The sequence below is a fragment of the Pseudoalteromonas sp. S1610 genome, from assembly GCF_005887465.1.
Classification (GTDB): domain Bacteria; phylum Pseudomonadota; class Gammaproteobacteria; order Enterobacterales; family Alteromonadaceae; genus Pseudoalteromonas; species Pseudoalteromonas undina.
Map to the genome: position 1 here is coordinate 51,638 of NZ_PNDI01000001.1, position 25,723 is coordinate 77,360.

The window sequence follows — 25,723 nt, forward strand, 5'->3', positions numbered from 1 at the left end:
CTAATTACGACGCTCAGAGTGACTTAGATCTCTTTAAGTGGTTTTTCAGCTGCTTGTTTATCTAGCTTTTGCTGTAAAAACTCTGGTGATTGCGTGTTACGTGCCAAGGCATAATAAGCGGCTGGTACAACAAACAGAGTCAGTATGGTGGCAACCGTTACGCCGGTAAATACCACCACACCAATTACCATTCTACTTTCCGAGCCAGGCCCTGAGGCGAGTACCAAAGGTACCGCGCTCATAACTGTGGTTAGGGAGGTCATTATAATAGGACGTAAACGCTGGGTAGCGGCTTGTAAAATAGCTTCACTAAATTCCAACCCTTTATCACGTAACTGATTGGTAAATTCAACAATCAGAATACCGTTTTTAGCGCTTAACCCGATGAGCATCACAATACCAATTTGGCTGTATATATTGAGTGTTAAGCCCATACTCCACAGGCCAAACATAGCACCCATTAGCCCAAGTGGAACGGTGAGCATAATAACAAGCGGATGCATAAAGCTTTCAAACTGAGCAGCGAGTACTAAAAAGGTTACGGTCAATGCCAGCACAAACACGTAGGTCATGGCTGAGGCACCTTCATAAAACAATTGTGACTCACCTTTGTAATCAATGGCGCCATCAATGTCATTTTCTTCTGCGGCAATATTGTTTAAAAAGTTTAGTGCTTGTTCTAGCGTATAGCCATCAGCTAAGTTGGCACTTAGAGTAATTGCACGCATACGGTTATAGCGGTTTAAACGCGAGGCGGTGGCTTCTTCTTTCAAGCTTATAAGGCTGTCGAGTGGCACCAATTCATTGCTGCGAGATTTAAGGTAAATATTTGAAATATCAGTAGGGTTTGCAAAGTCTTCTTTAGTTCCCTTTAAAATTACATCGTACTCTTCACCGCGGTCAATAAAAGTGGTTACACGGCGTTGGCCAAGCATGGTTTCAAGTGTACGTCCCACATCTGAGACTGATACGCCTAAATCAGCGGCTTTATTTTTATCAATACTGACTAAAAATTGTGGGAAGGTTTCTTTATAATCATGATCAATGCGCACTAACCCAGGGTTTTTCTCTGCACGTTTAATAATTCTATCGCGCCAATCAGCTAGCTGAGCATAATCATTACCTTGTAAAACAAACTCTATCGGTCGCGATGAACCACCACCGCCAATACCACGGCGCATAATTGCAAAAGCACGTACATCGGTGACCTCTTGCATTTTACCGCTTATTTCATCCATGACTTCCCAGGTTGAACGTTTGCGTTTATCCCAATCCGCCATACCAACAATGGCTACACCACCACTGCCACCCCAGCCTGGAACTCGCACTAAAACTCGGCTTAGTTCGCCAGATTCAGAGTAAGGCATTAAGCGCTCTTCTATCTTTGCCATATTAGCGGCATTATTCTCATAGCTAGCGCCTTCAGGGCCATTCATAAGTACAAAAAAGGTACCACGGTCTTCTTTAGGGGTAAGTTCAGACGGTATTTGTAAAAATAGTGAATAACTAACAAACCCAGCCAAAACTAAGCTCAGCATTAAGCCCCATTTACGAGTCATGTTTGACGCTAAAGCGTTACGGTATCCATTTTCTAATTTAGTAAAAAAGCGATCCATTACTTGGCTAAACTTACTTTCTTTTTCAGAAGCTTTTAACACCTTTGAACACAATGCCGGAGAGAGTGTTAATGCAGTAATACTGGAGAAGAACACGGCTGCACTCACCGCCATTGCAAATTCTGTAAATAGTGCGCCTATTCGTCCTTCCATAAACACCAATGGCACAAACACCGATATAAGCACTAAGGTGGTGGCTATAATTGCAAAGCCTACCTCACGGGCGCCGCGATAAGCTGCTAACAAAGGCGGCTCCCCAAGCTCTATGCGGCGGTGAATATTCTCTAACATTACAATGGCATCATCTACCACTAAGCCTATTGCTAATACCAGTGCCAGTAGAGTTAATAAGTTAATTGAATAACCCATTGCTAATAAAAACATAAAACTACCGACTAAGGCGACCGGTACGGTGACCGCAGGAATAAGTGTGGCGCGAATATTACCTAAAAATATAAAGATAATAAGCACTACTAACCCCATAGAAATTGCTAAAGTTTTATAAACCTCATTAATTGATTCTTTGATAAATACTGAAGAGTCGTAACTGTCTTCTATAGTAGTGCCTTCAGGTAAATTACGTTTTATTTTTTCTAGTTCACTGCGGGCGTTATCAACTACTGTAAGGGTATTTGCTTTGGCTTGTTTAACAATACCCATACCAATCATATTACGGCCATTTCCGCGAAATAAGCTTTCATCATCGGCGGCTTCTAATTTTACGTCAGCCACTTCGCCTAGACGTACTAAATAACCATCTTCACCTCGCTTAATGACAAGGTTTTGAAAATCACGTTGGTTTTTATAGCTGCGTGCAGTGCGCACAGTAAAATCACGGTCTACCGATTCAATTTCACCCGCCGGAAGCTCTACATTTTCACTGCGAAGTGTTTGCTCTATATCACTAGAGGTAATGCCACGAGCTGCCATCGCTTGGCGGTTAAGCCATACTTTCATAGCATACTTTCGCTCTCCCCCAATACGCACATTTGATACACCATCAACAACGGCCAAACGGTCGACAATAAAACGCTGTGCATAATCAGAAAGCTGCAATGAATCCATGGTTTCACTGTTAAGTACAAACCACGCGATAGGGCTTTCGTCACTATTTGATTTTGATACTTCAGGAGGGCGTACTTGCTCTGGTAGGCTGTCTAATGCCCGTGCAACACGTTCACGTACATCGTTAGAGGCATCGTCTATGTCGCGGTTAATATTAAACTCAATGGTAATGTTTGAGCGGCCATTACGACTCGATGAGTTAATACTTTTAATACCCTCAATCCCCGAAATACGGTTTTCGATAACTTGGGTTATTTTTGTTTCAATAATTTCAGCAGATGCACCGGTATATTCAGTACTAATATTTACAATCGGTGTTTCAATATCTGGATACTCACGCAAAGGCAGCATACTAAAAGCAACTAAGCCAAAAGTGAGTAACAGTAAGTTAATAACAATCGCAAAAACGGGGCGTTTGACGCTAGTATCGGTAATTTTCACGTGTTACCCCTTAACGCTTACTTTGCTACCAGAGCGGATTTTGATTATTCCCTCGGTAACAATCTGCTCGCCGTTCTTTAACCCCTTGTCTATTGCAACCCAGCCATTATTTCTACTTGCAATATGTACCTCTATGCGATTAGCTATGCCATCTTCAATTTGAAAAACATAGTGTTTATCTTGCAGAGGAATAATTGCTTTTTCAGGCACCATGAGCGCTTGATTGCTGCTTAGCTCTAGTGCAGTTTTAAGTAGCATACCAGGGCGAAGTAAACCCGATTTATTAGCAAAACTAGCTGTTACTTCTACACTGCGAGTGATTGAATCAATACGTGAGCTTATATGGGTTACTTTACCGGTGAAGGTTTGATCAGGGTAAGCATCGTTTTGAGTGCGAACCGTCATTCCATTTTTCAGTTGAGCTAAATACTTTTCAGGCACTTTAAAATCAACTTTTATGATACTGATATCATCTAAGGTTGTAATTATCGTACTGTTACTAATATAAGCGCCTACCGATATTTCGCGTTTACCCAGTAACCCAGAAAAAGGCGCGGTAATAGCCATTTCATTGAGTTTAGTTTTGGCACTTTCAAGTTGAGCTTCGCTGGCATCAACACGGGCTAGCTGTTCTTCAAGTAACGACTTGGCAGTCGCTTGTGAGCGAGAAAGTTCGGTAAGCCTAGCTAATTGGCGTTTTTCTTCTTGTAAATTAATGCTAAGTTCTTTTACTGCAAATTGTTCTTGTTGGTTTTGCAGTTGCACTAATTTTTGTCCTTTGCTGACCAAGTCGCCGTCTTCAAAGTAAATGCTGGTGACATAATCGTTTTGTGCGCTTTTAATGTAAATAGCCTGATTAGCACGGGCACTGCCAATGGCTTCAATCATAATGGCATTTTCTTGCGACTCGACAGTGTGCGCAGAGACTTGTGTTGTCATTGCCGAGTAATCAGCTTGCTCGCCCTGTGATGCGGGCAAATATAAATAAACGCTAAAAATTATTAGTACCGAAATAATAAATGGAAATAGGGCTTTGCCGGATTGTTTAGAGTGCATTGTTTTCATACCTGAAAATAGATTATAAGTATTGTACGAAATCAGGACAAAAAAAGGCGGTTATGTATCTCATTAATTTGTGCGTTAGGCGTAAAAATAACTGATACTTAGTCATTGCGCATATTTAACAGTAATAATAGGAGTTAATTGATGAACTTCAAAACATCATGCAAACGCTGTTTAACACTGAGAAAGTTAGTATTGTGGGCTATTATTATGTTTATATTTTATATGGCGTTTTTTCAGTATGGCTAATATAAAAAAACACACACTTAAATACCGAGCGCAAGGCGCTAAAAATGGGATTGAAATACTGGTCGTAGGTAGCATTGGTTTAATCTTCATCATGCTATTTAATTTATTGCGTCCAGGTGAAATCAGTATTATTGAAATTTTTTTAGTAAGTTTATGTATTGCAGCAATTTTAATTGGATTTTTTAAAACACAAGAACCTTTTTATAGTATTATTTTAACTGAGCAGCAATTAACATATCAACATAAGTACGGGCAATGGGATTTACACCAAGAAAATCTCCACCATTGCGGTATTCCTAAAGTTGATAACGGTATCGATCATCTTGAGCTTAACGCGATTGGTATTAAGTTAAATGATATAGATACATTTTTAGCTGCTTTAGCACCAAGAATTGCGGGTAAATTACTAATAGAACAGCGGCACTTATTTATGCAAGTTGTTCAAAAAAATTGCAAAAATGGGCATTGCCCATCAGAATGGTTAGTTGAAGATAATAAATTTAGGTCAAAAAAAGGAATTGACTATAATGGGCTTATAGCGATGTTTGCTAATAGGGCTAAGCATCTTCAGCTTTTAACAGGGTATGACTTACTGTTACCTGCCAGTGTAATAGAAAGTGATATTTGGGAATTTTGCGCAAATTTAAATAAATGGAAGCGTGATCCCTCTCAGTTTATCAAGTCGCAGTGTGAATAATAATATAAGCACTCACTGCGGGATTAGGAATAACTATGAGCCAAGACAGATCTTTTATTAAAAGTGGTCGAAACACCATAATTCATAAAGATAGAAAACTAGATTTAGTGATTGTTAATGGTGAGGAACATCCTCGAATTAAAGTAACAGCGAATGGTCTAGAACCATTTAAAGAAGAGCTGCCAAAAAACCGCCGTGATGCAAAAGAGCGCTACTTAGATATGGTTTATATCGCAAGTCCAGATGTATTTAGCGAGGAAAAACAGTTGTTGTTTATTCAATCCTTAGATGGCCGCGAATATAAAGTAGATTACAGTAAAGTTGGCACTAAATTATTTGTTCGTATTCATCAAGATAGCTATTTATAACTCATAATGGCACTTTTTTTGCTTCACAGTCTTATTAGATAATTATAAGACACAAAGGTGCTTAGTATGAAAGCAATTTCGTTAATACCACTTATGGCATGCTTGCTTTTGGCTGCATGTGGAGGGGGAGGCGGTGCTGATAACAGTGATATTAAAACGTCAGTATTTGCAGGTAACGATCTCCAAGTTGTAGAAAAATCAGAGTTTACTATTTCTGCAAAAGGCTCTCCTGCAGATGGTACTTTTACTTGGCAGCGTGTAAGCGGTCCTGTTATAGATGTGTTTCCGCTTGAAGGGGCTGAACAAACCATCACTGCACCGGATGTAAAATCTGATAGTGAATTGGTCTTAAGAGTAAGCTATCAAACGCCAGATGGTAGTTTAGTGAATGACGACTTGAGTGTTTTCATTGCCTCTAATAATCAGCTTCCTCTTGCTGTTGTTACTCAAGTTGCTCCTGCAAACTTACCCTCAGTTTATAAAGATACTGTAACCCTTAGTGGTTTAACCTCCGCAGACCCCGATGAAAATGGCGAAATTAGTAGTTACTTGTGGCAATTATTATCTGGGCCCGATTTAACAATTGATAGCTATACCAATCCAACGCTTAGTTTTCCTCATCCATTATTAGAAAATAACACCAACTTAAAATGGCAACTCACCGTAACTGATGATGAGGGCGGAGTATCTGCATCACAATTTGATATGACCCTTAATAAAACAGCCCAAGTGATTATTGCCGATGCGGGTGCAGACCAAACTGTAGAAGAGTTCGATAAAGTTATTTTAGATGCCACTGCAAGCGAAGCGGCAACTCAGACTTATCAATGTAAGTGGCAACAACTTACCGGAAATACCGAAGCTCTTCTTGAACCACAGTCATGTACTGCCAGCTTTTTTGCCTCTGATATTGATTTAAATGCAACCCTTAGCTTTGAAGTACAAGTTATGGACTTAAAAGGGCGCACCGACACAGATACCGTATTTATTGATGTAACACCTAAAGCGCTTGGGTTAATAAACGATACCGGAGTAGGTGAGTGTTATAATAATACTCAACGTATTAATTGTAATAATGATGAGTTTCCAGCTCAAGATGCTGATCTTGGGCGTGATAGTTTTGCCAATCGTTTAGGTAAAGTGGGTAAAGGGAATTTGGCTTTTGATTACACAAAACTTAATGAGTTTGCCGATGAGCTTCTTGATGATGCGTCGAACTTTAGCTGTATTCGCGATAATACTACCGGCCTTGTTTGGGAAGTGAAAAGTCCTTATTCCGGTGTGTTACCAAATACCTCACTGCGTGATGGACAAAACCGCTATATTTGGCAAGGGACTGTCAATAGTGGCGATGTAACGGGTAGTGCTAATACTACGTGCCCGAGCGATACTGATTGTGGATTACAAACCTATATTGATGAGGTTAACGCGCTTGATTTTTGTGGCGGCAGTAATTGGCGTTTACCCACTTATACTGAGCTGTTAGGTTTAATCGACTACGGTAAACAAGGGCAAAATGTATTGATAGATACTGCATTTTTTCCTAATACACCATCGACTAACAGTGTCGGGCATTTACGCTACTGGACCTCACAGACCGCGGTTGATGGTGCCAGTTTATCTCAGGCTTACACTATCGATATGATGGATGGCAACGATTTAGCCTATCCAAAAGATAATACCGCTTACGTGCGCTTAGTTAGAAATCGTTAAGGTGATTATTATGAAATTAATTAAAGTCTCTATGTTATTAGCCTTGGGATTGAGCCAGTCACTTGCAGCGCAGCAGTGTTATGAAGAGGTAGCGACTAGCGATGATACCGACCGATTTGTGATTAATATTGATGGCACTGTGTCAGATATTAAAACAGGGCTAATGTGGCAGCGCTGTAATTATGGTCAAGTTTATAATAGCGAAACAACTAGCTGCGATGGTGATACTCAACCATTAAATTGGCAAGCTTCACTTAAAGGCGCAGTTAACGACAGCACAGCAGATTATAACGACTGGCAAGTACCAAGTATTAAAGAGTTAGCCAGTATAGTTGATCACCGCTGTACCGATCCAAGTATTAATGCGGGTATTTTTTTAGCAACGCAGTCGCAAAATTATTGGTCTAATACCTCGGGTATTAGCAATATAAATTCGGCATGGGTTTATCAATTTTCCAGTGGTTTAAATAGCTTACATGCTAAAACAAGTAACGTATATTTACGCCTAGTACGTTATGAAAAGTAGTTAATTAATGTATTAGCGAATCTAAAAATGCGCTTTTATTTACGGTTAGCCTTTTTATTTACACTATTTTAATAATAAAGCCTGGTTGTAGTTGTCACCCAGGCTATTTTTTTGCCATTATAGGCCGTGAATTAACGACCAAGGACTATAAAGGTGTATTTAAGCTATTTTGGTTTACAAGAAAAGCCATTCTCAATTTCGCCTAATCCCCACTACTTATTTTTAAGTGAACGCCACAAAGAAGCATTAGCACACCTTACCTATGGGTTAGGTGAAGACGGCGGCTTTGTGCTGTTAACAGGTGAAGTGGGTACGGGTAAAACCACAATAACACGTAGTATGTTAGAGCGACTGCCTGAAAATACCCAAGTAGCCATGATCCATAATCCTGCGTTATCAGAGCTTGAACTGTTAGCCAGTATTTGCGATGAATTACAAATAACGTACGACGCCAAAAATGCAACGCTGAAAAGTCTAACGGATGTCATCAAAAAGCATCTTGAGTTTAATAATAAAGCGGGGGGGCATACTATTTTGATTATTGATGAAGCACAGTTACTTGCCCCTGATGTGCTAGAACAACTTCGCTTATTAACCAATATTGAAACGGATCATAAAAAGTTATTACAAATAGTATTAGTAGGGCAGCCTGAGTTACAGGTACTTCTAAAGCGAAATGAGTTAAGGCAACTGGCACAGCGTATTACTGCCAGATATCACTTGTTAGCACTAACACCAGGGCAAACCATTGCTTATATTCAACATCGGCTGCATATTGCAGGTTGTGACAAGAAAATATTTTCAATGGAAGCAATGCAAATGGTGCATCAGCTCACAGGCGGTGTGCCACGATTAATGAATCTGGTATGTGAACGCGCATTAGTAGGGGCATTTTCGAAACAACAAGAAATTGTTGGCAGTGATATTGTTAAGCAAGCGGCGAGTGAATCTTTACCTATCGACTTTATTGTTACAAATAAGAAGGTGAGTAAAGCAGGTTCGATTTGGCCTTATAGCGCTGCTGCGTTAATGCTTTTTGGTGCAGGAATTGGCCTGTCTTTTATTTTTTAGTTAGGTGATTCATGTCTTATTTATTAGATGCGTTAAAGCAATCAAAGCACGATACCATGAGCGCTGAGCAATATGACTTGCAAGCGCAACAATTAAAACAACAACGCCAGTTGATGACCTATCGTCGAATTAGTTTTCTACTCGCAGGAAGTTTACTGGCAACGGGTATATTGGCCAGTGGCTTCTTTGTCGGCAAGTGGGCGCAACAAGAAAATGTAACCGTTAAAAATGAGCCTGTTCAAAATGACCTTAGTCAAAAAGAGTCAGGGGTTGTAGAAAAACCAACAAGCGCAGAAGAGGTACAAAGAACGGTTGCTCAAACAGTAACAACCCCTCAAGTGCCCATTGTAACAGCTGTGCCTAACAATTCTGTGCCGCTGGCAGGGCAGTTGGTTTATGTACAAACCCCAACGGGTGTGCAGCAAATGTTGCTGACGCCACAAGGACAATATTTACCTATGAGCGTTAATCAAGCGTCTCAAGGGCAAACGCAAAATTTCTCGACGCAGAATAACGCTTCATCTAGTTTTCAATCACCGAGCAGCCAACCGCAAAGTGTACCAACTCAACCGGCGAAAAGAACAATCACTGCAGATGAGTTGAGTAAATACAAGGTGTTAGGTAAGCCACTTAACCAAAATGTGCCTGCGCAGCCAGAGTTAAATGATGAACTCGATACGGTTCCCGACACGCTGAGAAATGCGTTTGCGCAAGCCGTTAATAGCACAGAAACAACAGCTGACTATGAAGTAACTCAAGGCTCTCGCCTTTCATCACGAGTACAGCCTGTTGAGCTACTTCCTGATGGCTTACAAAGTATGTTACCAAGCATTAAATATCAGGCGCACATTTATTCTTCAGCGGCGGATAAACGCTGGATAAAGCTCAATGGCAGAGAGCTATATGAAGGGGAGTCTATTGGTGCGTTGAAGGTGTTAGAAATAGCGCCAGATCAGAGCGTACTTGATTTTGATGGTTATGAATTTAGCTTAAAAGCCCTGCAAGATTGGCCACAATAGTGGCCAACTAACTAAAGATAGAGTGCTTATAAAAGCCTTCTAAATCTATATTATACTCTTTAGGTTTTATTGCTGACTCAAGCGTGTCCTGCGTTCTTTTATTTGATAAGTCAACGTCTTGAACTTCAGTGTAACGCCCATGTTTTGCATTAAAAAACGTTTTTACTACTGGCTTTAATGGTGTTGCTGGATTGCTTTGAGTAACGAGTCCCACCTTTTGGCTAGAAAGTTTTACTAGTGTGCCCACAGGGTGAATACCAATGCACTGAATAAACTTATTAAGTAGCACCCCATCAAAGCTATCTGGGCAGCCTTGCTTTAAAATTTTAAATGCTCTAATTGGCTCCATGCCTGCTTTATAAACCCGTTCAGCAGTTAATGCATCATAAACATCAACAATAGACGCCATGCGGACGTACTGGCTTATTTCATCGCCTTTTTTACCAAAGGGGTAGCCTTTGCCATCTAAGCGCTCGTGATGCATACCAGCAATATCTACGGCAATTCCCGTTAATCCTGCGTCTTCTAGTATTTCTTTGCTAAAGAGCGCATGATTTTGCATCACTTTGAATTCTTCGTCACTGTAGCGGCCTGGTTTGTTGAGAATAGCATCAGGGATTTTTATTTTTCCCATATCATGCAAAAGGGCGCCGGTGGCCAGTTCTTCAATGATCGGTTTTTCAATACCGAGATGTTTAGCAAAAATACTCATCAAAATAGACACATTTATCGAGTGCTCTAACAGGTAGGCATCTTTTTGGCGCATTTGCGTGATGCACGCCAGCGCATCTTGATTTCTAAATACGGAGTCAATAAACCCACTAGCCAGTTCTTTAAAAGGCGCAACATCAACAGTGCGGCCAGACTCTATATCGCCAAACGCTTTGGTTTGCAGGTTTTTTGCTTCATCGTAAAGCTTTTTAGCTTTACTCATTTCTTGCTCAGCACTGTGGGTAATTAACCAAGGATCGCGTTTTTTGACTTCGTGCTGAGTAGGTAAGGTTGTTTGTGTTTCAGGTTCTTCAGAGGCGAGCATTTTATCAGGGTCGATTTCAACCTCTAAAATTCCTGATTTTATTAATTTATCAATTCCACTTTGAGTTTTAACCCAGCCTTGGTTTTTTATTCTAATGCTACCAGTTTGTTTAACAACTTTTTGTACAAACATACCAGGCTTAAGCTGTGAAGTTGGAATGGTTTTCAAAGTGAACTCTTATTAACAAGTATGATTAGAGAAAGTAACAAATAAATTCACATTTAGAAATAAAAAAGGCATCAATTTGATGCCTTTTTAATTAAATAATGATTATTTTCTATTCATCATCTTCAACAAGGGTCATCAAGGAGGTGTTACCGCCTGATGCCGTCGTGTCTATACTGATTGTTTTTTCAGTAATTAAGCGCTTAATTAGCGTGTCGTAATACTCAGAGCTGATCACTGGCAGTATAGCGCCTTTACGTTGTGCAAGCTGTTGGCTGAAGTAGCCTAAGCGAGAAGAACGTGCAGCAACTACCGCTCCGGCTAGGTGAGGATGCGCTAATATCGCTTGTAACTGATTTGGTTTAGCTACTTGGAAAACACCTTCTGCAACGCCGGTTGCAATAAACTTATCTCTAAAAGCAACCGCTTCATCATAAAATATTTCAGATGCTACTGTTATTACCGTGTTACCAGCAGCAAGCGCGGTAATAATCGATAGTGCCCAAAAGTTAAATGAGGTGCTCTTATCTGCGTAACATACTACACAGCCGCGTGCTTCAAGGTGAAGTGTATTCGATTCACCCGTTGGCCCTGGCAATGTTGTATATTTACGCATGTGCTTTTCTAAGCGGTTTAACTGAGCACGTGCATCGGCAAGTGTTAACGCTAAATCGTCTGCAAGGTCATCAATAATTTCAACGGTTGCTACTTTCGCTAATAACTGACGCACCGCAGAAACACGGTCATTCAGTGGTGTTGCACGCCAAATTTTTTCATCGCGCATAGAGTTAACCATTAGCTTTTCTACTTGCTCATTTGCGCCACTGTAGTGGTGTAAATCAAGCTCGTCTGGCGTTAGGTTAGTCATTTGTACGTTATCTGGTGATGCTTTTTCTTTGATTAAGCGTTGTAGGTAGTTTGGTCCACCGGCTTTAGGGCCAGTACCTGATAGTCCACGGCCGCCAAAGGGTTGCACGCCAACAATCGCACCAATCATATTACGGTTTACGTAAACATTACCTGCGCGCGACATTTTAGCTAAGTGTTCACAGCGCTCTTCAATACGAGAATGAATACCCATTGTTAAGCCGTAACCGGTGTTGTTAATTTGGTCGACAACACTATCAAGCTCACTTGCTTTAAAGCGGATCACGTGTACACACGGGCCAAATACTTCACGCTTTAATACCGATAAGTCTTTGATTTCGTATAAACGTGGGGCAAAGAAAAACGCACCGTTTTCGCTGTTATCAGGAATTTTACACTCATAGTGAAGTGTTGCATTACCCTTTAGGTATTCAACATGGTCGTTGAGTGTTTTCAGCGCTTTTTCATCAATTACAGGGCCTACGTCTGTAGAGAGTAATGATGGGTCGCCAATGTGTAATTCAGCAAGCGCGCCCTTGAGCATGTCGATAATGCCATCGGCAACATCTTCTTGAATAAAGAGCACACGTAATGCTGAACAACGTTGACCTGCACTTTGGAAGCCAGAACTGATCACATCATCAACTACTTGTTCAGGAAGCGCTGTTGAGTCAACAATCATACAGTTTTGGCCGCCAGTTTCTGCAATTAAAGGCACCTGGATATCGTTACGTGCCGCTAATGTTTGCGAGATAAGTGTGCCCGTTTCAGTTGAACCTGTAAACATAACTGCTTGAATGCGCTCATCTGGCACAATGGTTTTACCTACTTCGCTACCGCGAGCAACCACAGGCTGTACAACGTGCTCAGGTAAACCAACAGAAAGCATTAATTCAATAGCGCGTAGAGCAATTAAGCTCGTCTGTTCTGCAGGTTTTGCAATTACTGTGTTACCCGTAACGATAGCAGCTGCAACTTGACCTAAGAAAATAGCGAGTGGGAAGTTCCATGGGCTAATACATAAAATCACACCACGAGCTTCAAAGCGCTCATCTTGAGCAAGCTCTTCAGCACGGGCTGCGTAGTAACGACAAAAATCAACCGCTTCGCGTACTTCATCAATACCATCTTGTGCCACTTTACCAGCTTCTTTAATACAGATAGCAACAAGCTCATCATGATGACGCTCTAAAATATCAGCAACGCGACGCAATAGATTAGCACGCTCTTTTACTGGTGTTTGTGACCATGATTCAAAAGCGGTTTCAGCATTGGCTAGCAACACTTTCATTTCATCGCTATTTTGTAATTTTACGTGGCCAATAATTTCTTTATGGTTTGCTGGATTTTTAACTGCCAGCGCGCCTTCGGGTACTTGGCTTTCTTCAATTAAGTGCTCTTCAAACCAAGTGTCTAAATTTTCTTTAAACGGGGTGATCACGTTAATATCAGTTAAATCCATACCTTTTGAGTTGGCACGTTCTTCGCCGTATAAATCAATTGGCATTTTTATTTGCGTGTTGTACTTATTACGTAATCCTTGCAGTGTTTCAACAGGATCTGGTAATAATGCTTCAACCGGTTGAGTGGTATCTACAATGGCATTTACAAAAGATGAGTTAGCACCATTTTCTAGTAAACGACGAACAAGGTAAGCAAGTAGGTCTTCGTGCTGGCCTACTGGTGCGTATACACGACACTGGATTTTTTCTTCATTAACGATTTGGTCAAATAAAGATTCACCCATACCGTGCAGACGTTGGAATTCAAAACCTTGGTTATCACCTTTCGCTACTTCTAAAATAGTCGCTGCAGTATAGGCGTTGTGTGTTGCAAATTGCGGGTAAAGCACATCTCGTGCTTCAAGCATTTTAATCGCACATGCTTTGTATGACACATCTGTGGTTGCTTTACGGGTAAATACCGGGAAGAAGTCTAAACCATCTTGTTGCGTGGTTTTGATTTCGGTATCCCAGTATGCGCCTTTTACTAAACGCACCATCATTTTACGACCCACACGGGTTGCTAGGTCTGTTAGCCATTCAATAACAAAAATAGCGCGTTTTTGATACGCCTGAACCGCTAAACCAAAACCTTGCCAATCGCCAAGGTCTTCATCGCTAAATACCGCTTCAATAACATCAAGAGAAATATCTAAACGGTCAGCTTCTTCAGCATCAACAGTAAACCCGATGTCGTATTTTTTAGCGGCAAGTGCAAGTTCTTTTAGTTTTGGAACGATTTCTTCCATCACGCGTTCTTTATGAGTAAATTCATAACGCGGATGAATAGCTGATAACTTTACAGAAATGCCCGGGCTTTTTATTGGACCACGGCCATTTGCTGCTTTACCAATAGAATGAATTGCATTCATGTAGCTGTCGAAGTAGCGCTTAGCATCTTTCATTGTGCGAGCGCCTTCGCCTAGCATATCGTAAGAATATACATAGCCTTTTTTCTCTGTATCGGCTGCACGTTCAATGGCCTCGTCAATAGTGCGGCCCATTACGAACTGTTTACCCATAATTTTCATGGCAAAGTTCACAGACTTACGAATAACAGGCTCGCCTAAACGACCAATGGTTTTTTTGAGCATACCAAATTGTTGCTCTTTCGTTTTGTCGTTATAGTTAACCATTTTACCGGTTACTAATAATCCCCAAGACGAAGCATTAACGAATAAAGAATCACTACTGCCTAAGTGAGAGCTCCAATCGCCATTTGCTAATTTATCACGTATTAATGTTTCTTGAGTTGCTTTATCAGGAACACGAAGCAATGCTTCGGCTAAACACATTAATACCACACCCTCTTCACTCGATAGTGAAAATTCATTTAATAGCGCATCAACACCGCTTTGACCATCTTGGTCTTTACGAATGTTTAATACTATTTGGCGAGCTCTTTCCCATGCACGGCTTCGTGCTTTAACACCGACTTCTGCAAGTGGTAAAATGTGATCAATAACCGCATTTTCATCAATACGGTAAAAGTCACGGATCTTTTGTCTGATCGGACAAGTCGTTGTTAAATCGCCATTGAATAACATAAGCAACCCTCAGGAGTGTTAAGACTTAGGATAATTGTTAATTACCGCTAAATGTTGTTGGTGTAAAGCGTGCATTCTAATTAAAATCCAGCAGAATATGCTGGTTAATTTCGCCGTTTTACGATAATTTACAGGGCATATTATTAACTTATCCATATAAAATACTGATATGACTAATCCGAATAGATTACGCCTGCTTGATCGTATCGATATATCAATTTTAGACGTTTTGCAGCGCAATGGTAGAATTTCAAATGTTAACCTCGCAAAGCAGGTGAATTTAAGCCCCAGTCCCTGTTTAGATAGGGTTAAACGTTTAGAGCAAGAGGGCTATATTGAGGGGTATTTCGCTAAATTAAGTGAGGAAAAACTTAATCAAAGCCTAGTGGCCCATGTGCAGGTATCATTAGTTACTTCAAATACAGCCGTATTTAAAGTATTTCGTGAACACATTCTTAAAATTAAGCAGGTTGTTGAGTGTGATATGGTAGCGGGTGGTTATGACTATTTATTAAAAATTCGCGTTTCCAACATGGATGAATACAGAGAAGTATTAGGTGATTTGGTTGATATTCCGGGAGTGGGCACACACCACACTTACATGGTAATAGAAAAAATCAAACAAGACCCTGGGCTTCGTTTAGATATATAACGTAGATATTCTTTTAAGAAAAAACACAGCAGGCATAAAAAAAGCATCATATGATGCTTTTTTTATGCCTGCTGTATTAAGTTAAGCTTATGCCCAACCTTCATAGCGTTTTCTGCGTGATAACACGATAGTTAAGATAATTCCTAAGAACAAACCTAAAAATGCAATGGCTCCACCGTAAGTAAGTAACTGGCGTTTTTCTTTAGCACTGGTTGCTTGTTTTAGCTGTTGTTCTTGAGAAAGCTCACCTTGTAACTGACTAATTTGTGCTAATAGTTGCGCGTTTTGTTCGGTTAACTGTGCGTTTTGCTCTTGCAGCTCAGGTAACTCAACTTGCGCTTGACGAAGTCTATTTTGCATAGTGCTTATTTCATTATTGAGGGCTTGGTATTGTTGTTTTAAACCAGCTGATTCACTAATGAATTTAGCTTCTACCCAGCCTTCACGATCTTTATCATCTTTAACTTTTATAAAACCATTTTGTTCATCAGATAATAAAGTGAGTTGCGTACCTGCATCTATTGAACCAAGTAAACGATAGTCTTTACTGGCACCTGAGCGCATGAAAGTATACAAATTATCGATTATATAAGCTGTTTTAGCATTAGTCGGCGACGTTGATTGAGCTTCCTCTGCTTGGCTCATAAACGGGGCGGCTGTTAAAAGCAGCCATAGTAAACAGTGTTTTAGCATTTATCTACCTTGTTAATCTAGCAGTGTCCGTTGTGAACGTGATTTTTTATTTCGCATAAGTATATAGATAGTATGGATTTAATAGTTTAATAGCAAGACAGATATTGTAACCAGAGCATTTTGCTTGTGTGTTTATGACTAAAAAATTTGCAATATAGGGCTGCTTTGTTTATTTTGAGCACTTATTAATTTTAAGGGTAATCCGCAAGCCTAATGGATACTGAGATAGAACTGAAATTTTTGGTATCAGATGACGTCATTCCACTGATCCCCTCACTAATTACTCAATTTGCAAAAACAGTCACAAACAAACCTTCTAAAAGTTTGCAAAATGCTTATTATGATACACCAAGCAGAGAGTTAAGAGCACTCGATATTGGCTTTAGAACGCGTTGTACAGACGAGCGCTGTGAGCAAACAATTAAGCTAGCTGGAGAAGTGGTAGGGGGCTTACATCAGCGCCCAGAGTACAATCTTCCAATAGAAACAAACCGGCCAAATCTAATGGCGTTTGATTCATCAATTTGGCCTCACGGTATGCAAATTGATGCCATATCACAAAATCTATTCCCTATTTTTAGTACTAATTTTATTCGCCGTACGTGGTTAATAGAAACCCCAAATGGTGCCAAAATTGAAGTGGTATTAGATAAAGGTGAAATTGCTGCGTCAGGTAAGGTAGAAATCATCAGCGAGCTTGAAATCGAGCTGGTTGAAGGTAGTCGTGAGGAGCTATTTGCTTTTGCAGATATATTAGTGAGCCAAAACAGCATTCGTTTAGGGCTCTATTCAAAAGCAGCAAGAGGCTACCGCCTTGCGGATGACACGCCGCTTCAACCAAGTAAATCAATCGGCTTTGTGAAACTTAATAAGCAAGCCACTCAAGAGCAAGCCCTTATTGAAGCTATGGGGTTTGGTATTCGCTTTGTGCAAAAACACGAGCAATGCTATTTCGATAAGCCAAGTTTAAAAACATTAAAACGTGTAACCGACGGCATTAGTTTAATTAGACACAACTTTTGGTTGTTTGACGATATTGTTAGTAAAGAAAGTACCGAGCAACTCAGAACAGAACTCAAGTGGCTATTAAGTGAGTTAGCATGGGTTGAAAATGCAATTCAGTTAAAAACTTATACCTCTAAGCGCCATGCTTTTTATAAAAAAATAAATAGCGCCCCAGCGTTAACGCAAGTTATTAACGATTTAAAAGAGTTACAGCCGAGCATTGACGATATTTTTTCGCTTTTTCATAGTGCACGCTACAACCGTTTATTGCTGAGCTTAACCACATGGTTAATAAACAAGCAGTGGCGTAAAGATTGGAGCCAAGCAGAGCTTCAAAATGCAGAGCAACCTATCGTAGATATTGCTCACCGCCTATTTGATAAAGATTGGAAAAACTTACATCGCTTACTGCCTAAAGAGCAAAGCTTAGCAGGCAATGATTACTTAAACTTCCGCACTCAATTAGAAAATAGTTTACTCAGTGGTAACTGTTTAGGGGCACTGTTTAATAAAGATGAGCGATTAGAGTTTAGGCTTCCTTGGTTGGATATTTCTCATGGGATGTATGAGTTAAGCACGCTTGATTATTTAAAACAGCTATGTGGCGGGCAAGAGGATGCTCAATTGGCAAAAATACAACTATGGTTAGAGCAAAAATCTGACTTTTTAGTCAGTGCCATGGAGCAAAGTCGACACGCCTCATTTGATACAGAACCTTATTGGCTTTAATGGCTAAGCACTTTTGTAGCCGGACTTTGCTGCAAAAGTGCATGATTTTTTCACTTTTGTGTTTTGCTACCAATGTGTGTTCACAGCCATCTTGGCAACTTTACGAAAGTAAACAAGGGGTAAGTGTTTATTTTCAGCGTTTAACTGACGATACCTTAAAAATGAAAGCTGAAACGGTGGTTAACAATGTCACCGCAGAGGATTTAGTTGCTTTACTTAGTGATACCGATACAGCCCCTAGCTGGATAGAAAACATTACTAAGGTCACGTTACTCAAAAGTTTAAGCCCTTCAGAAAACTTAGTTTACAGTTATATTGATAGCCCGTGGCCTGTTAGCAATAGAGATGTGATTACTTATTCGTGCTATACAAGGGTAAGTTCGTTGCAAACGCAGCTTAGTATTCACGCGCGCCCAGATTTTTTACCTAAAACTAAAGGGGTAATAAGAATAAGCACCTTAAATGCAACGTGGTTGCTAACTCAGCAGGCGGAAAATTTACACATTAGTTATCAAGTGTATGCGTTACCAGGCGGCAAGATACCTACATGGTTAAATAATCGGGTCGCTTTAAAAAGCACCCTTAAGACGCTAATCAATTTAGCTGAAACACTTGCTACTAAGCAGTACACAGCGAAGTCAACCGTCATTCGTACTGGGGATTGCACACATGGCGAATTGCCGCAGTTATAAGCAAAAAAGTGACCTAAGAGGTCACTTTTTAGTGGGTAAAAGCTAATTAGTATTTAGCGGATTCACCGTCTTTGGGTAAAGACTGATTTATAAACTCGCGTAAATCGTTATTAGAGCTTTCTAAATCTGCGTGGCGTAGATACATCATATGGCCACTGCGGTAGCCTTTAAAGCTTAACCTATCTTGCATTTTACCACTTGGATCTAATTGCCACATAGTATATTTGGCATCAAAGTAATTGGTTGCACCGTCAAAGTAGCCCGCCTGAACCATTACATTTAAATAAGGGTTTTGAGCCATGGCTAAGCGTAAATTTTCACCGGTATTATTTCCGCTTCTATCCCATGGGTGAACGTTACCAAATAAGTTATATTTGATATCGGTTTTGTAATTAAGCTCTTCACGAAGATAATAGTTAATTGCAGGAGTGAAAGAGTGCAGCCATGATGTAAGCTCTGCCCAGTAATCTGGTGACTCACCGGCATCGCGTTTATCTATGCCTAAATAGCGCGAATCCAGTCGACCAACCATTTGTCCGCGTTCACGCAATAACTCTTTCCAAAAAAACTGTGTTGGAATATCTAAATTGTTTTGACTAACAAATGTTTCAGATAAACCCGCATATTCAGCCATTTTTTTAATAATACGACGTTTTTCGTCAGGCGCAATAAAGCCGCCTTTTGCAAGCGCAGGAATAAGCTCATTAACGGTAAACTGTTCAACTTCCGGTAATAGCTCGTCTAAATCTTTTGCTTGTAAATCAGCGTTTAATGCTTTGTGGTACCATGCAGTAGCTGCAAAGTAAGGTAGGCGATTAGCTGCTTTTACTGGTCCGTCGCGTTTAATACCGATATCGGTAGGAGATACGAGTACAACACCGTTAATGTACATCCACTGACTATTTTGCAGCTCATGCGCTAAACCCGATACACGAGTAGTACCATAGCTTTCACCAATTAAAAACTTTGGAGAGCGCCAACGTTCATTGCGAGATACAAAAGTATTAAGCCATTCTGCGAGGTACTTTATATCGGCATTAACGCCAAAAAATAGCTCTTTTTGTTTATCTTTGGGTAAAAGGTTACCGTCTTTATCTTCTACAACACGTGAATAACCTGTATTTACAGGATTTACATAAACGATATCCGCTACATCTAAAACCGAATAAGGGTTATCTTTTACACCATAAGGTTGAATTGGGTAGCCTTCGTCGTCAATTTTTAAAACACGAGGGCCGGTGTAAGCTAAATGCATCCAAACTGATGCTGAACCAGGGCCACCATTAAATGAAATAAGTAATGGACGCTTTGTTCTATCATCTACTTTATCGCGGGTGTAGTAAGTGTATTGAAGGGTTGCAATGGCATCACCCTTGTTATCCCATACTGGCTGTGTGCCTGTTGCTACCGTATAAGAAAATCGTTCGTTATTTATTTTTGCTTTGTGCTGAGTAACTACTTTACTGTCGATATCAATACGGCGTTGATTATCGGCAAACGTTGCACTCGTAAATGTAAGTGCAATTGCGGCAATGGGTAAAAATAGACTTCGACTAAATTTCATAACTAACCCTTTTTATTTTATGTACTGCAGTTATAGCGATATTTGAGTAAAAAACAAAAGTATTGAGACTAGCTGCCGATAATAATCGTTGAGTTTATGTAATTAAGATTAATCTCAACATAGCAAACAGGCGAAATATACTTGATGTGTATGCCATAGTGTAAGTTTAAGGCGATTAAAAAATTTAATTATTAATTAAGTTTTTTAGGTTGTTGGTCGCTTTAATTGTTTTTAAATGGATGCTTGAGAGTGATTTATTTTTAGGTTTATTACCATAAAGGGTGAACGTAAATGAAAGGGAGTTTATGCAACGGGTTTTAATTGTTGAAGATAATATAAGGGTACAACAGGTACTCAAACATATTGCTGCTCATTATCTTGATGTGCGGGTTGATTTCGCTCAGTCACTTACTCAATGTAAAAAGTTACTAAATCAAACTAGTTATTCGCTCGCGTTAGTTGATTTATCTGTTGGTGGTCAAATCGATACTGATATAACTCGCTTTACACTGTCGCAAGGTATCCCTACGTTGGTGATGACAACGCAAACAGATGAACACACACGTTTAAAAATGCTGGAATTAGGTATTATCGATTACGTCATTAAAGATAATCGCGACTCTTATCTTTACGCCATAAAATTTGTAGCACAGTTATTGCGTAACCAGGGGCGCAAAGCGCTGGTTGTAGATAATTCCTTATTGAGCAGTAGCTTGGTTAAGCAAATGCTCGAAAAACAATTGTTTGACGTCATTACTGTTGATAATAGTACGCAAGCTCTTCATATACTTGAGCATGATCAGGCTATCAACTTAGTGATCACTGACCATAACTTATCAGGTATGAATGGTTTTGAATTAATTAGAGCTATTCGTAATATTAAAAGCCGTGAGCAATTGGCCATTATTGGTTTAGCTGATGTATATAGTTATGGCATTGCTGCACGATTTATTAAATCAGGTGCGAATGACTTTTTAACTAAACCCTTCACCCATGAAGAGTTTCACTTTCGAGTGGTGCAAACTATGGAGTCAATATGGCTAAGTGATGCTAAAAAACCGGCTTTGTCTTTCGATGCGACAGAGTAACTTTAATCTTAAATACATTATCAATGTGTATTTGGCGAGAGTGTAACGGTTAGTTAAAGACGATTATTTGCGTATTTATCGACTCGCACCAATTCTGTATTTTGCTTAAAAAAAGCGCACCTAAATGGTGCGCTTTTTTGTTTTTTATATTATTTAATTTAATAACCCTCTGTTTTTATTTGTAATTTAAAGGTGGCACAAAGGTTGGATTGCATAGAGCAAATACAATAACAAGCTAGTGTCCTAAGGGGGCCTTTGTGAAAATGATCAGTGCAATAATAAAGCCATTCAAACTAGATGATGTGCGTGAAGCACTCGCTGATTTAGGCATCGAAGGAATGACCGTGGTTGACGTTAAGGGATTTGGACGTCAAAGAGGTCATACAGAGTTATACCGTGGTGCAGAGTACCAAGTTGACTTTATACCTAAAATTAAACTTGAAATTGCCACTCGTAGTGAAAATTGCCAACGCGTTGTAGAAACCATTACCAAAGTTGCTGGAACGGGCAAAATTGGTGACGGCAAAATTTTTGTTTACGACTTAGATCAAATTGTCCGTATTCGTACTGGCGAACTTGATGATGATGCTATTTAAGGGGGCAACATGGAAAATACAATTATAGAGCTGAAGTTTTCGCTCGATACGTTTTACTTTTTAATCTCTGGCATCTTAGTTATGTGGATGGCAGCTGGTTTTGCAATGTTAGAAGCAGGTTTAGTGCGCTCAAAAAATACCACAGAAATTCTAACTAAAAATATCGCACTTTATTCTATCGCTTGTACTATGTTTTTGTTGGTCGGTTACAACATTATGTATGTAGACAACGTTGAAGGCGGAATAATTCCTTCATTTGGTGGCCTAATAGGTAGTCAAGCGGCAGACGCCGATCATTCACTAGAGTCTGATTTTTTCTTCCAGGTAGTATTTGTTGCAACGGCTATGTCTATTGTATCTGGCGCCGTAGCGGAGCGTATGAAGTTATGGGCTTTCTTAGTGTTTACAGTAGTACTAACAGGATTAATTTACCCAATTGAAGGTTACTGGACATGGGGTGGCGGCTTCCTATCTGAATTAGGCTTTGTTGATTTTGCAGGTTCTGCCATTGTCCATGCAACCGGTGCAGCTGCAGCGCTTGCGGGTGTAATTCTATTGGGTGCACGTAAAGGTAAATATGGTAAAAATGGTGAAATTTACCCAATTCCAGGTTCAAACTTGCCACTTGCTACATTGGGTACATTTATTTTATGGATGGGTTGGTTTGGCTTTAACGGTGGATCACAGTTATTAATTTCAGATAAAGAAAATGCAACTGCAGTAGGTCAAATACTACTTAACACCAATGCTGCTGCTGCTATGGGTGCAATATCAGCCTTGTTCTTATGTAAGTTATTATGGGGTAAGGCAGATTTAACCATGGTACTTAATGGCGCACTTGCAGGCTTAGTGGTTATTACTGCAGATCCATTATCACCATCACCATTAATGGCGTGTTTATATGGCCTACTAGGTGGATCTTTGGTTGTACTAAGCATTGTGGCACTTGATAAAGTGAAAATTGACGACCCTGTAGGTGCCATCTCTGTGCATGGTGTTTGTGGCATATTAGGTGTGGTATTAGTGCCGGTTACTAATGCCGAGGCTAACCTTGTGGCACAGTTAATTGGTTTACTATGTATCATTGGCTTTGTGTTTATCGCTTCATTCATTGTTTGGGCAGTCTTAAAACAAACCATGGGTATTCGTGTTACCGAAGAGGAAGAGCTAAACGGTATGGATCAACATGATTGTGGTATTGATGCTTACCCAGAATTTGTTTCAGTAAGAAGTAATTAAAAGTATTGTGTGTTCAATCAAAGCCCTACTCAGTTAGGGCTTTTTTGATTTCAGGAAGGGTTAATTTTTCAGGTGTTAGAGTAATGTGATAAGCTCCTCGCGTTAAATCAACCTTTGGAATGTATTACACTTAAATGGCTGAAAAAAAGAAAACACCGACCAGTAAACCCTCGACTAAGCGCACTACTAAGTCATCTAAAACATCAGCGCGAAAAAGTGCTGCAAAAAAAACCGCAAGTTCGGCTAAACGGCCATTTTTAAAAACTTTGTTTTCTATTTTTTGGAAACTGAGTCTGGCGACTTTCATCGCTGTAGCACTTTACTTTATTTATCTTGATGCAAAAATCACCCGCCAATTTGAAGGCAATAAATGGCAACTTCCAGCCCAAGTGTATGCGCGTTCAATGACTTTTTTTCCTGGGCAGTTTTTATCTGAGCAAGAAGTTTTATGGGAGCTTAAACGTTTAAATTACACGGCAGTTAATCGCTTAAGCCGCACAGGGCAATATATTAAAACAGCTAATCGTATTAAGATTTTTCGTCGTGATTTTGAGTTTTATGATGGTTTAGAAAATGCTCACGTAATTGAACTACGTTTCTCTGGGGAAAAGGTTGCAAGTATTAAAGATAAATTCGGTCGTCGCTTAAACACTGCCAGATTAGAGCCTGTACAAATAGCCCGTATAGGTAATGACTCAAAACAAGACCGCGAATTTGTGCCATTAGATAAATTTCCAGACATGCTTAAGAATGCTTTGTTAGTGGTCGAAGACCGCGATTTTTATGATCACCACGGGGTATCGGTATTTTCTATTTTACGGGCTTTATATACCAATATTCGCGCAGGAAGAACCGTGCAAGGGGGCAGCACACTGACACAACAGCTAGCTAAAAATATTTACCTTACCCGTGAACGTTCATTAGTACGTAAAATCAATGAAGCTTTTATTGCGCTTATTCTTGATTATCGTTATTCAAAAGATCAGATTCTCGAAGCCTATTTAAACGAAGTCTACCTAGGTCAGTCTTATAACCAAGGTGTGCATGGTATGGGATTAGCGGCTGAGTTTTACTTTGCAAAACCCGTTGATGAACTTGAGTACGATCAAATTGCCCTGCTGGTGGCCATGGTTAAAGGCCCTTCTTATTATAACCCTAGACGTTATAAAGAACGCGCTATGGAACGTCGTGACTTAGTGCTGCGTTTAATGGTCGATAATAAACTTATTTCCACTAAAGAGTATCGAGCCTCGTTAAAGCGCGCCATTGATATTGCGCCAATGAAAGCCAGCTTACAAAAGTCTTACCCAGGTTACTTAGAGTTGGTTAATCGCGAGTTGAAACAACTGCTACCTGATCAAGAAGTATTAGATGCAGGGGTGCGCGTATTTACCTACTTCGATTTGCAAAAGCAAACAGCAATGGAAGAGTCGATTCAGGCCAGTTTACCTTATTTGGAAAGACGTCCAAATACCAAAGAATTAGAAGCGGCGATGATCTCCGTTAATGTTGAAAAAGCTGGTGTATCAGCGTTAGTGTCTGGGCGCGATGTGCGTTACTCAGGGTTTAACCGGGTGCTTGATACCAAGCGCAATATTGGCTCATTAGTTAAACCGGCAGTGTATTTAAGTGCACTGCAGCTTCCTCATTATAATTTAGCGACATTGCTTGATGATTCACCCGTGCAAGTCACCAACGAAGAGGGAAAAGTATGGCAGCCAGAAAACTTTGATCATCAATACCGAGGCGCCGTGCCTCTTTATAAAGCATTCAGCCACAGCATTAATATTCCGGCAGTTAACTTAGGGCTTGATGTTGGGGTTGATAAAGTTGCTAATACACTCAGAGGACTAGGTGCTAAAGGCCATATTAATGAATACCCGTCGCTGCTATTAGGGGCTATTGAAATGTCGAGTTTTGAAGTGGCCCAGCTTTATACCACTATTGCTGCTGATGGCGAATACAGGGAGCTGACGTCTATCTCGGCATTAACCGACTCTGTTGGTAAAGTACTTTATAAGCATAAAGTGAGTAACGAACAACGCTTTGATAAAGATGCCATGTACATGACCAAATACGCTATGAAGCGAGTAACTAAAGATGGCACCGCTAAACGCTTAAATTTACATTTTCCGTTGATTCAGCTCGCAGGTAAAACAGGTACTAGTAACGAATTACGCGACAGCTGGTTTGCTGGATTTGATCAAAATACAGTGACGGTTGCATGGTTAGGTCGTGATGATAATAAAAGTACTGGCTTAACCGGCAGTGTCGGCGCGCTTGAAACCTATATTCGTTATTTAAAACCCTTAAACCCGCAAGCAATTGCCGATACCCGTCCACCTTCAATTCGGTGGGCATTTGTAAACGAGCAAACCGGGAAGCAAGCACCACCAGGGTGTGGCAAAGTGATTCAATTACCGCTTAGGGCCAGTGAGTTTAAACCAAGGCCCCAATGTATTCGCTAAGTAATAAAAACAAAAAAAGCCCGAAAGGGCTTTTTTTATGGGTAAGCGATCTT

Annotated in this window: 19 protein-coding genes; 13 read left to right on the forward strand and 6 right to left on the reverse strand. The window is 40.1% G+C overall.

The window, feature by feature from the left end; translation table 11 throughout:
• Positions 1-23 precede the first annotated feature (23 nt).
• Entirely contained in the window at positions 24-3,122 is a 3,099-nt protein-coding gene (locus CWB77_RS00280) for an efflux RND transporter permease subunit (protein WP_055011618.1), read from the reverse strand.
• A 3-nt stretch (positions 3,123-3,125) separates the two neighbouring features.
• Positions 3,126-4,178 carry an efflux RND transporter periplasmic adaptor subunit gene (locus CWB77_RS00285; protein WP_138620793.1) on the reverse strand — a complete coding sequence of 351 codons (1,053 nt, stop codon included), beginning with the start codon at positions 4,176-4,178 and terminating at the stop codon, positions 3,126-3,128.
• A gap of 247 nt (positions 4,179-4,425) precedes the next feature.
• Here CWB77_RS00285 and CWB77_RS00290 point away from each other — a divergent pair, with 247 nt between their 5' ends.
• The 6 genes from CWB77_RS00290 (at position 4,426) to CWB77_RS00315 (ending at position 9,827) form a co-directional block, all read left to right on the forward strand.
• On the forward strand, positions 4,426-5,130 hold the full coding sequence (locus tag CWB77_RS00290; protein WP_010391053.1) for a DUF2982 domain-containing protein: 705 nt from the start codon (positions 4,426-4,428) through the stop codon (positions 5,128-5,130).
• Positions 5,131-5,165: 35 nt separating this feature from the next.
• Entirely contained in the window at positions 5,166-5,498 is a 333-nt protein-coding gene (locus tag CWB77_RS00295) for a hypothetical protein (protein WP_010391054.1), read from the forward strand.
• Between the two features lie 66 nt (positions 5,499-5,564).
• Positions 5,565-7,211, forward strand: coding sequence for an Lcl C-terminal domain-containing protein (locus CWB77_RS00300; protein WP_138620795.1), 1,647 nt, complete (start codon positions 5,565-5,567; stop codon positions 7,209-7,211).
• Between the two features lie 10 nt (positions 7,212-7,221).
• Positions 7,222-7,737, forward strand: a complete 516-nt coding sequence (locus CWB77_RS00305) for an Lcl C-terminal domain-containing protein (protein WP_138620797.1) — start codon at positions 7,222-7,224, stop codon at positions 7,735-7,737.
• Positions 7,738-7,890: 153 nt separating this feature from the next.
• Positions 7,891-8,808, forward strand: a complete 918-nt coding sequence (locus tag CWB77_RS00310; RefSeq protein WP_010391059.1) for an ExeA family protein — start codon at positions 7,891-7,893, stop codon at positions 8,806-8,808.
• 11 nt (positions 8,809-8,819) lie between these two features.
• Entirely contained in the window at positions 8,820-9,827 is a 1,008-nt protein-coding gene (locus CWB77_RS00315) for a general secretion pathway protein GspB (RefSeq protein WP_138620799.1), read from the forward strand.
• A gap of 7 nt (positions 9,828-9,834) precedes the next feature.
• On the opposite strand, the gene CWB77_RS00320 is transcribed toward CWB77_RS00315, so the two are convergent.
• Together CWB77_RS00320 and putA are read right to left on the reverse strand one after the other, a co-directional pair.
• Positions 9,835-11,031, reverse strand: a complete 1,197-nt coding sequence (locus tag CWB77_RS00320) for a cyclic di-GMP phosphodiesterase (RefSeq protein ID WP_010391061.1) — start codon at positions 11,029-11,031, stop codon at positions 9,835-9,837.
• A gap of 109 nt (positions 11,032-11,140) precedes the next feature.
• Complete coding sequence (gene putA, locus CWB77_RS00325; RefSeq protein WP_138620801.1) at positions 11,141-14,944, reverse strand: bifunctional proline dehydrogenase/L-glutamate gamma-semialdehyde dehydrogenase PutA; 3,804 nt, start codon at positions 14,942-14,944, stop codon at positions 11,141-11,143.
• 169 nt (positions 14,945-15,113) lie between these two features.
• On the opposite strand from putA, the gene CWB77_RS00330 reads away from it, so the two are divergent.
• Complete coding sequence (locus tag CWB77_RS00330; RefSeq protein ID WP_010391063.1) at positions 15,114-15,596, forward strand: winged helix-turn-helix transcriptional regulator; 483 nt, start codon at positions 15,114-15,116, stop codon at positions 15,594-15,596.
• An 87-nt stretch (positions 15,597-15,683) separates the two neighbouring features.
• Here the strand turns inward: CWB77_RS00330 and CWB77_RS00335 are convergent, their stop codons facing one another.
• On the reverse strand, positions 15,684-16,289 hold the full coding sequence (locus CWB77_RS00335) for a TIGR04211 family SH3 domain-containing protein (protein ID WP_008111843.1): 606 nt from the start codon (positions 16,287-16,289) through the stop codon (positions 15,684-15,686).
• A 213-nt stretch (positions 16,290-16,502) separates the two neighbouring features.
• On the opposite strand from CWB77_RS00335, the gene CWB77_RS00340 reads away from it, so the two are divergent.
• Together CWB77_RS00340 and CWB77_RS00345 are read left to right on the forward strand one after the other, a co-directional pair.
• Positions 16,503-18,023, forward strand: coding sequence for a CYTH and CHAD domain-containing protein (locus tag CWB77_RS00340; RefSeq protein WP_008111845.1), 1,521 nt, complete (start codon positions 16,503-16,505; stop codon positions 18,021-18,023).
• Positions 18,023-18,715 (forward strand): START domain-containing protein, encoded by a 693-nt coding sequence (locus CWB77_RS00345; protein ID WP_138620803.1) that lies wholly within the window; start codon positions 18,023-18,025, stop codon positions 18,713-18,715. The genes CWB77_RS00340 and CWB77_RS00345 overlap by 1 nt, the downstream gene beginning before the upstream one ends.
• Positions 18,716-18,761: 46 nt before the next feature.
• Here the strand turns inward: CWB77_RS00345 and CWB77_RS00350 are convergent, their stop codons facing one another.
• Positions 18,762-20,279, reverse strand: a complete 1,518-nt coding sequence (locus CWB77_RS00350) for a S10 family peptidase (RefSeq protein ID WP_138569939.1) — start codon at positions 20,277-20,279, stop codon at positions 18,762-18,764.
• A gap of 305 nt (positions 20,280-20,584) precedes the next feature.
• Here CWB77_RS00350 and CWB77_RS00355 point away from each other — a divergent pair, with 305 nt between their 5' ends.
• The 4 genes from CWB77_RS00355 (at position 20,585) to mrcB (ending at position 25,670) form a co-directional block, all read left to right on the forward strand.
• Positions 20,585-21,367 (forward strand): response regulator, encoded by a 783-nt coding sequence (locus tag CWB77_RS00355; protein ID WP_138620805.1) that lies wholly within the window; start codon positions 20,585-20,587, stop codon positions 21,365-21,367.
• Between the two features lie 257 nt (positions 21,368-21,624).
• Positions 21,625-21,963, forward strand: a complete 339-nt coding sequence (locus CWB77_RS00360) for a P-II family nitrogen regulator (protein ID WP_010391070.1) — start codon at positions 21,625-21,627, stop codon at positions 21,961-21,963.
• Positions 21,964-21,972: 9 nt separating this feature from the next.
• Positions 21,973-23,202 carry an ammonium transporter AmtB gene (locus CWB77_RS00365; protein ID WP_054202014.1) on the forward strand — a complete coding sequence of 410 codons (1,230 nt, stop codon included), beginning with the start codon at positions 21,973-21,975 and terminating at the stop codon, positions 23,200-23,202.
• A 134-nt stretch (positions 23,203-23,336) separates the two neighbouring features.
• Complete coding sequence (gene mrcB, locus CWB77_RS00370; RefSeq protein WP_138620807.1) at positions 23,337-25,670, forward strand: penicillin-binding protein 1B; 2,334 nt, start codon at positions 23,337-23,339, stop codon at positions 25,668-25,670.
• Positions 25,671-25,723 lie beyond the last annotated feature (53 nt).

Bases quoted from the DNA above. Each gene is read 5' to 3' on its own strand.
- CWB77_RS00285 (WP_138620793.1), bottom strand. From the start codon at position 4,178: ATGCACTCTAAACAATCCGGCAAAGCCCTATTTCCATTTATTATTTCG.
- CWB77_RS00290 (WP_010391053.1), top strand. From the start codon at position 4,426: ATGGCTAATATAAAAAAACACACACTTAAATACCGAGCGCAAGGCGCT.
- CWB77_RS00295 (WP_010391054.1), top strand. From the start codon at position 5,166: ATGAGCCAAGACAGATCTTTTATTAAAAGTGGTCGAAACACCATAATT.
- CWB77_RS00300 (WP_138620795.1), top strand. From the start codon at position 5,565: ATGAAAGCAATTTCGTTAATACCACTTATGGCATGCTTGCTTTTGGCT.
- CWB77_RS00305 (WP_138620797.1), top strand. From the start codon at position 7,222: ATGAAATTAATTAAAGTCTCTATGTTATTAGCCTTGGGATTGAGCCAG.
- CWB77_RS00315 (WP_138620799.1), top strand. From the start codon at position 8,820: ATGTCTTATTTATTAGATGCGTTAAAGCAATCAAAGCACGATACCATG.
- putA (WP_138620801.1), bottom strand. From the start codon at position 14,944: ATGTTATTCAATGGCGATTTAACAACGACTTGTCCGATCAGACAAAAG.
- CWB77_RS00330 (WP_010391063.1), top strand. From the start codon at position 15,114: ATGACTAATCCGAATAGATTACGCCTGCTTGATCGTATCGATATATCA.
- CWB77_RS00335 (WP_008111843.1), bottom strand. From the start codon at position 16,289: ATGCTAAAACACTGTTTACTATGGCTGCTTTTAACAGCCGCCCCGTTT.
- CWB77_RS00340 (WP_008111845.1), top strand. From the start codon at position 16,503: ATGGATACTGAGATAGAACTGAAATTTTTGGTATCAGATGACGTCATT.
- CWB77_RS00345 (WP_138620803.1), top strand. From the start codon at position 18,023: ATGGCTAAGCACTTTTGTAGCCGGACTTTGCTGCAAAAGTGCATGATT.
- CWB77_RS00350 (WP_138569939.1), bottom strand. From the start codon at position 20,279: ATGAAATTTAGTCGAAGTCTATTTTTACCCATTGCCGCAATTGCACTT.
- CWB77_RS00355 (WP_138620805.1), top strand. From the start codon at position 20,585: ATGCAACGGGTTTTAATTGTTGAAGATAATATAAGGGTACAACAGGTA.
- CWB77_RS00365 (WP_054202014.1), top strand. From the start codon at position 21,973: ATGGAAAATACAATTATAGAGCTGAAGTTTTCGCTCGATACGTTTTAC.
- mrcB (WP_138620807.1), top strand. From the start codon at position 23,337: ATGGCTGAAAAAAAGAAAACACCGACCAGTAAACCCTCGACTAAGCGC.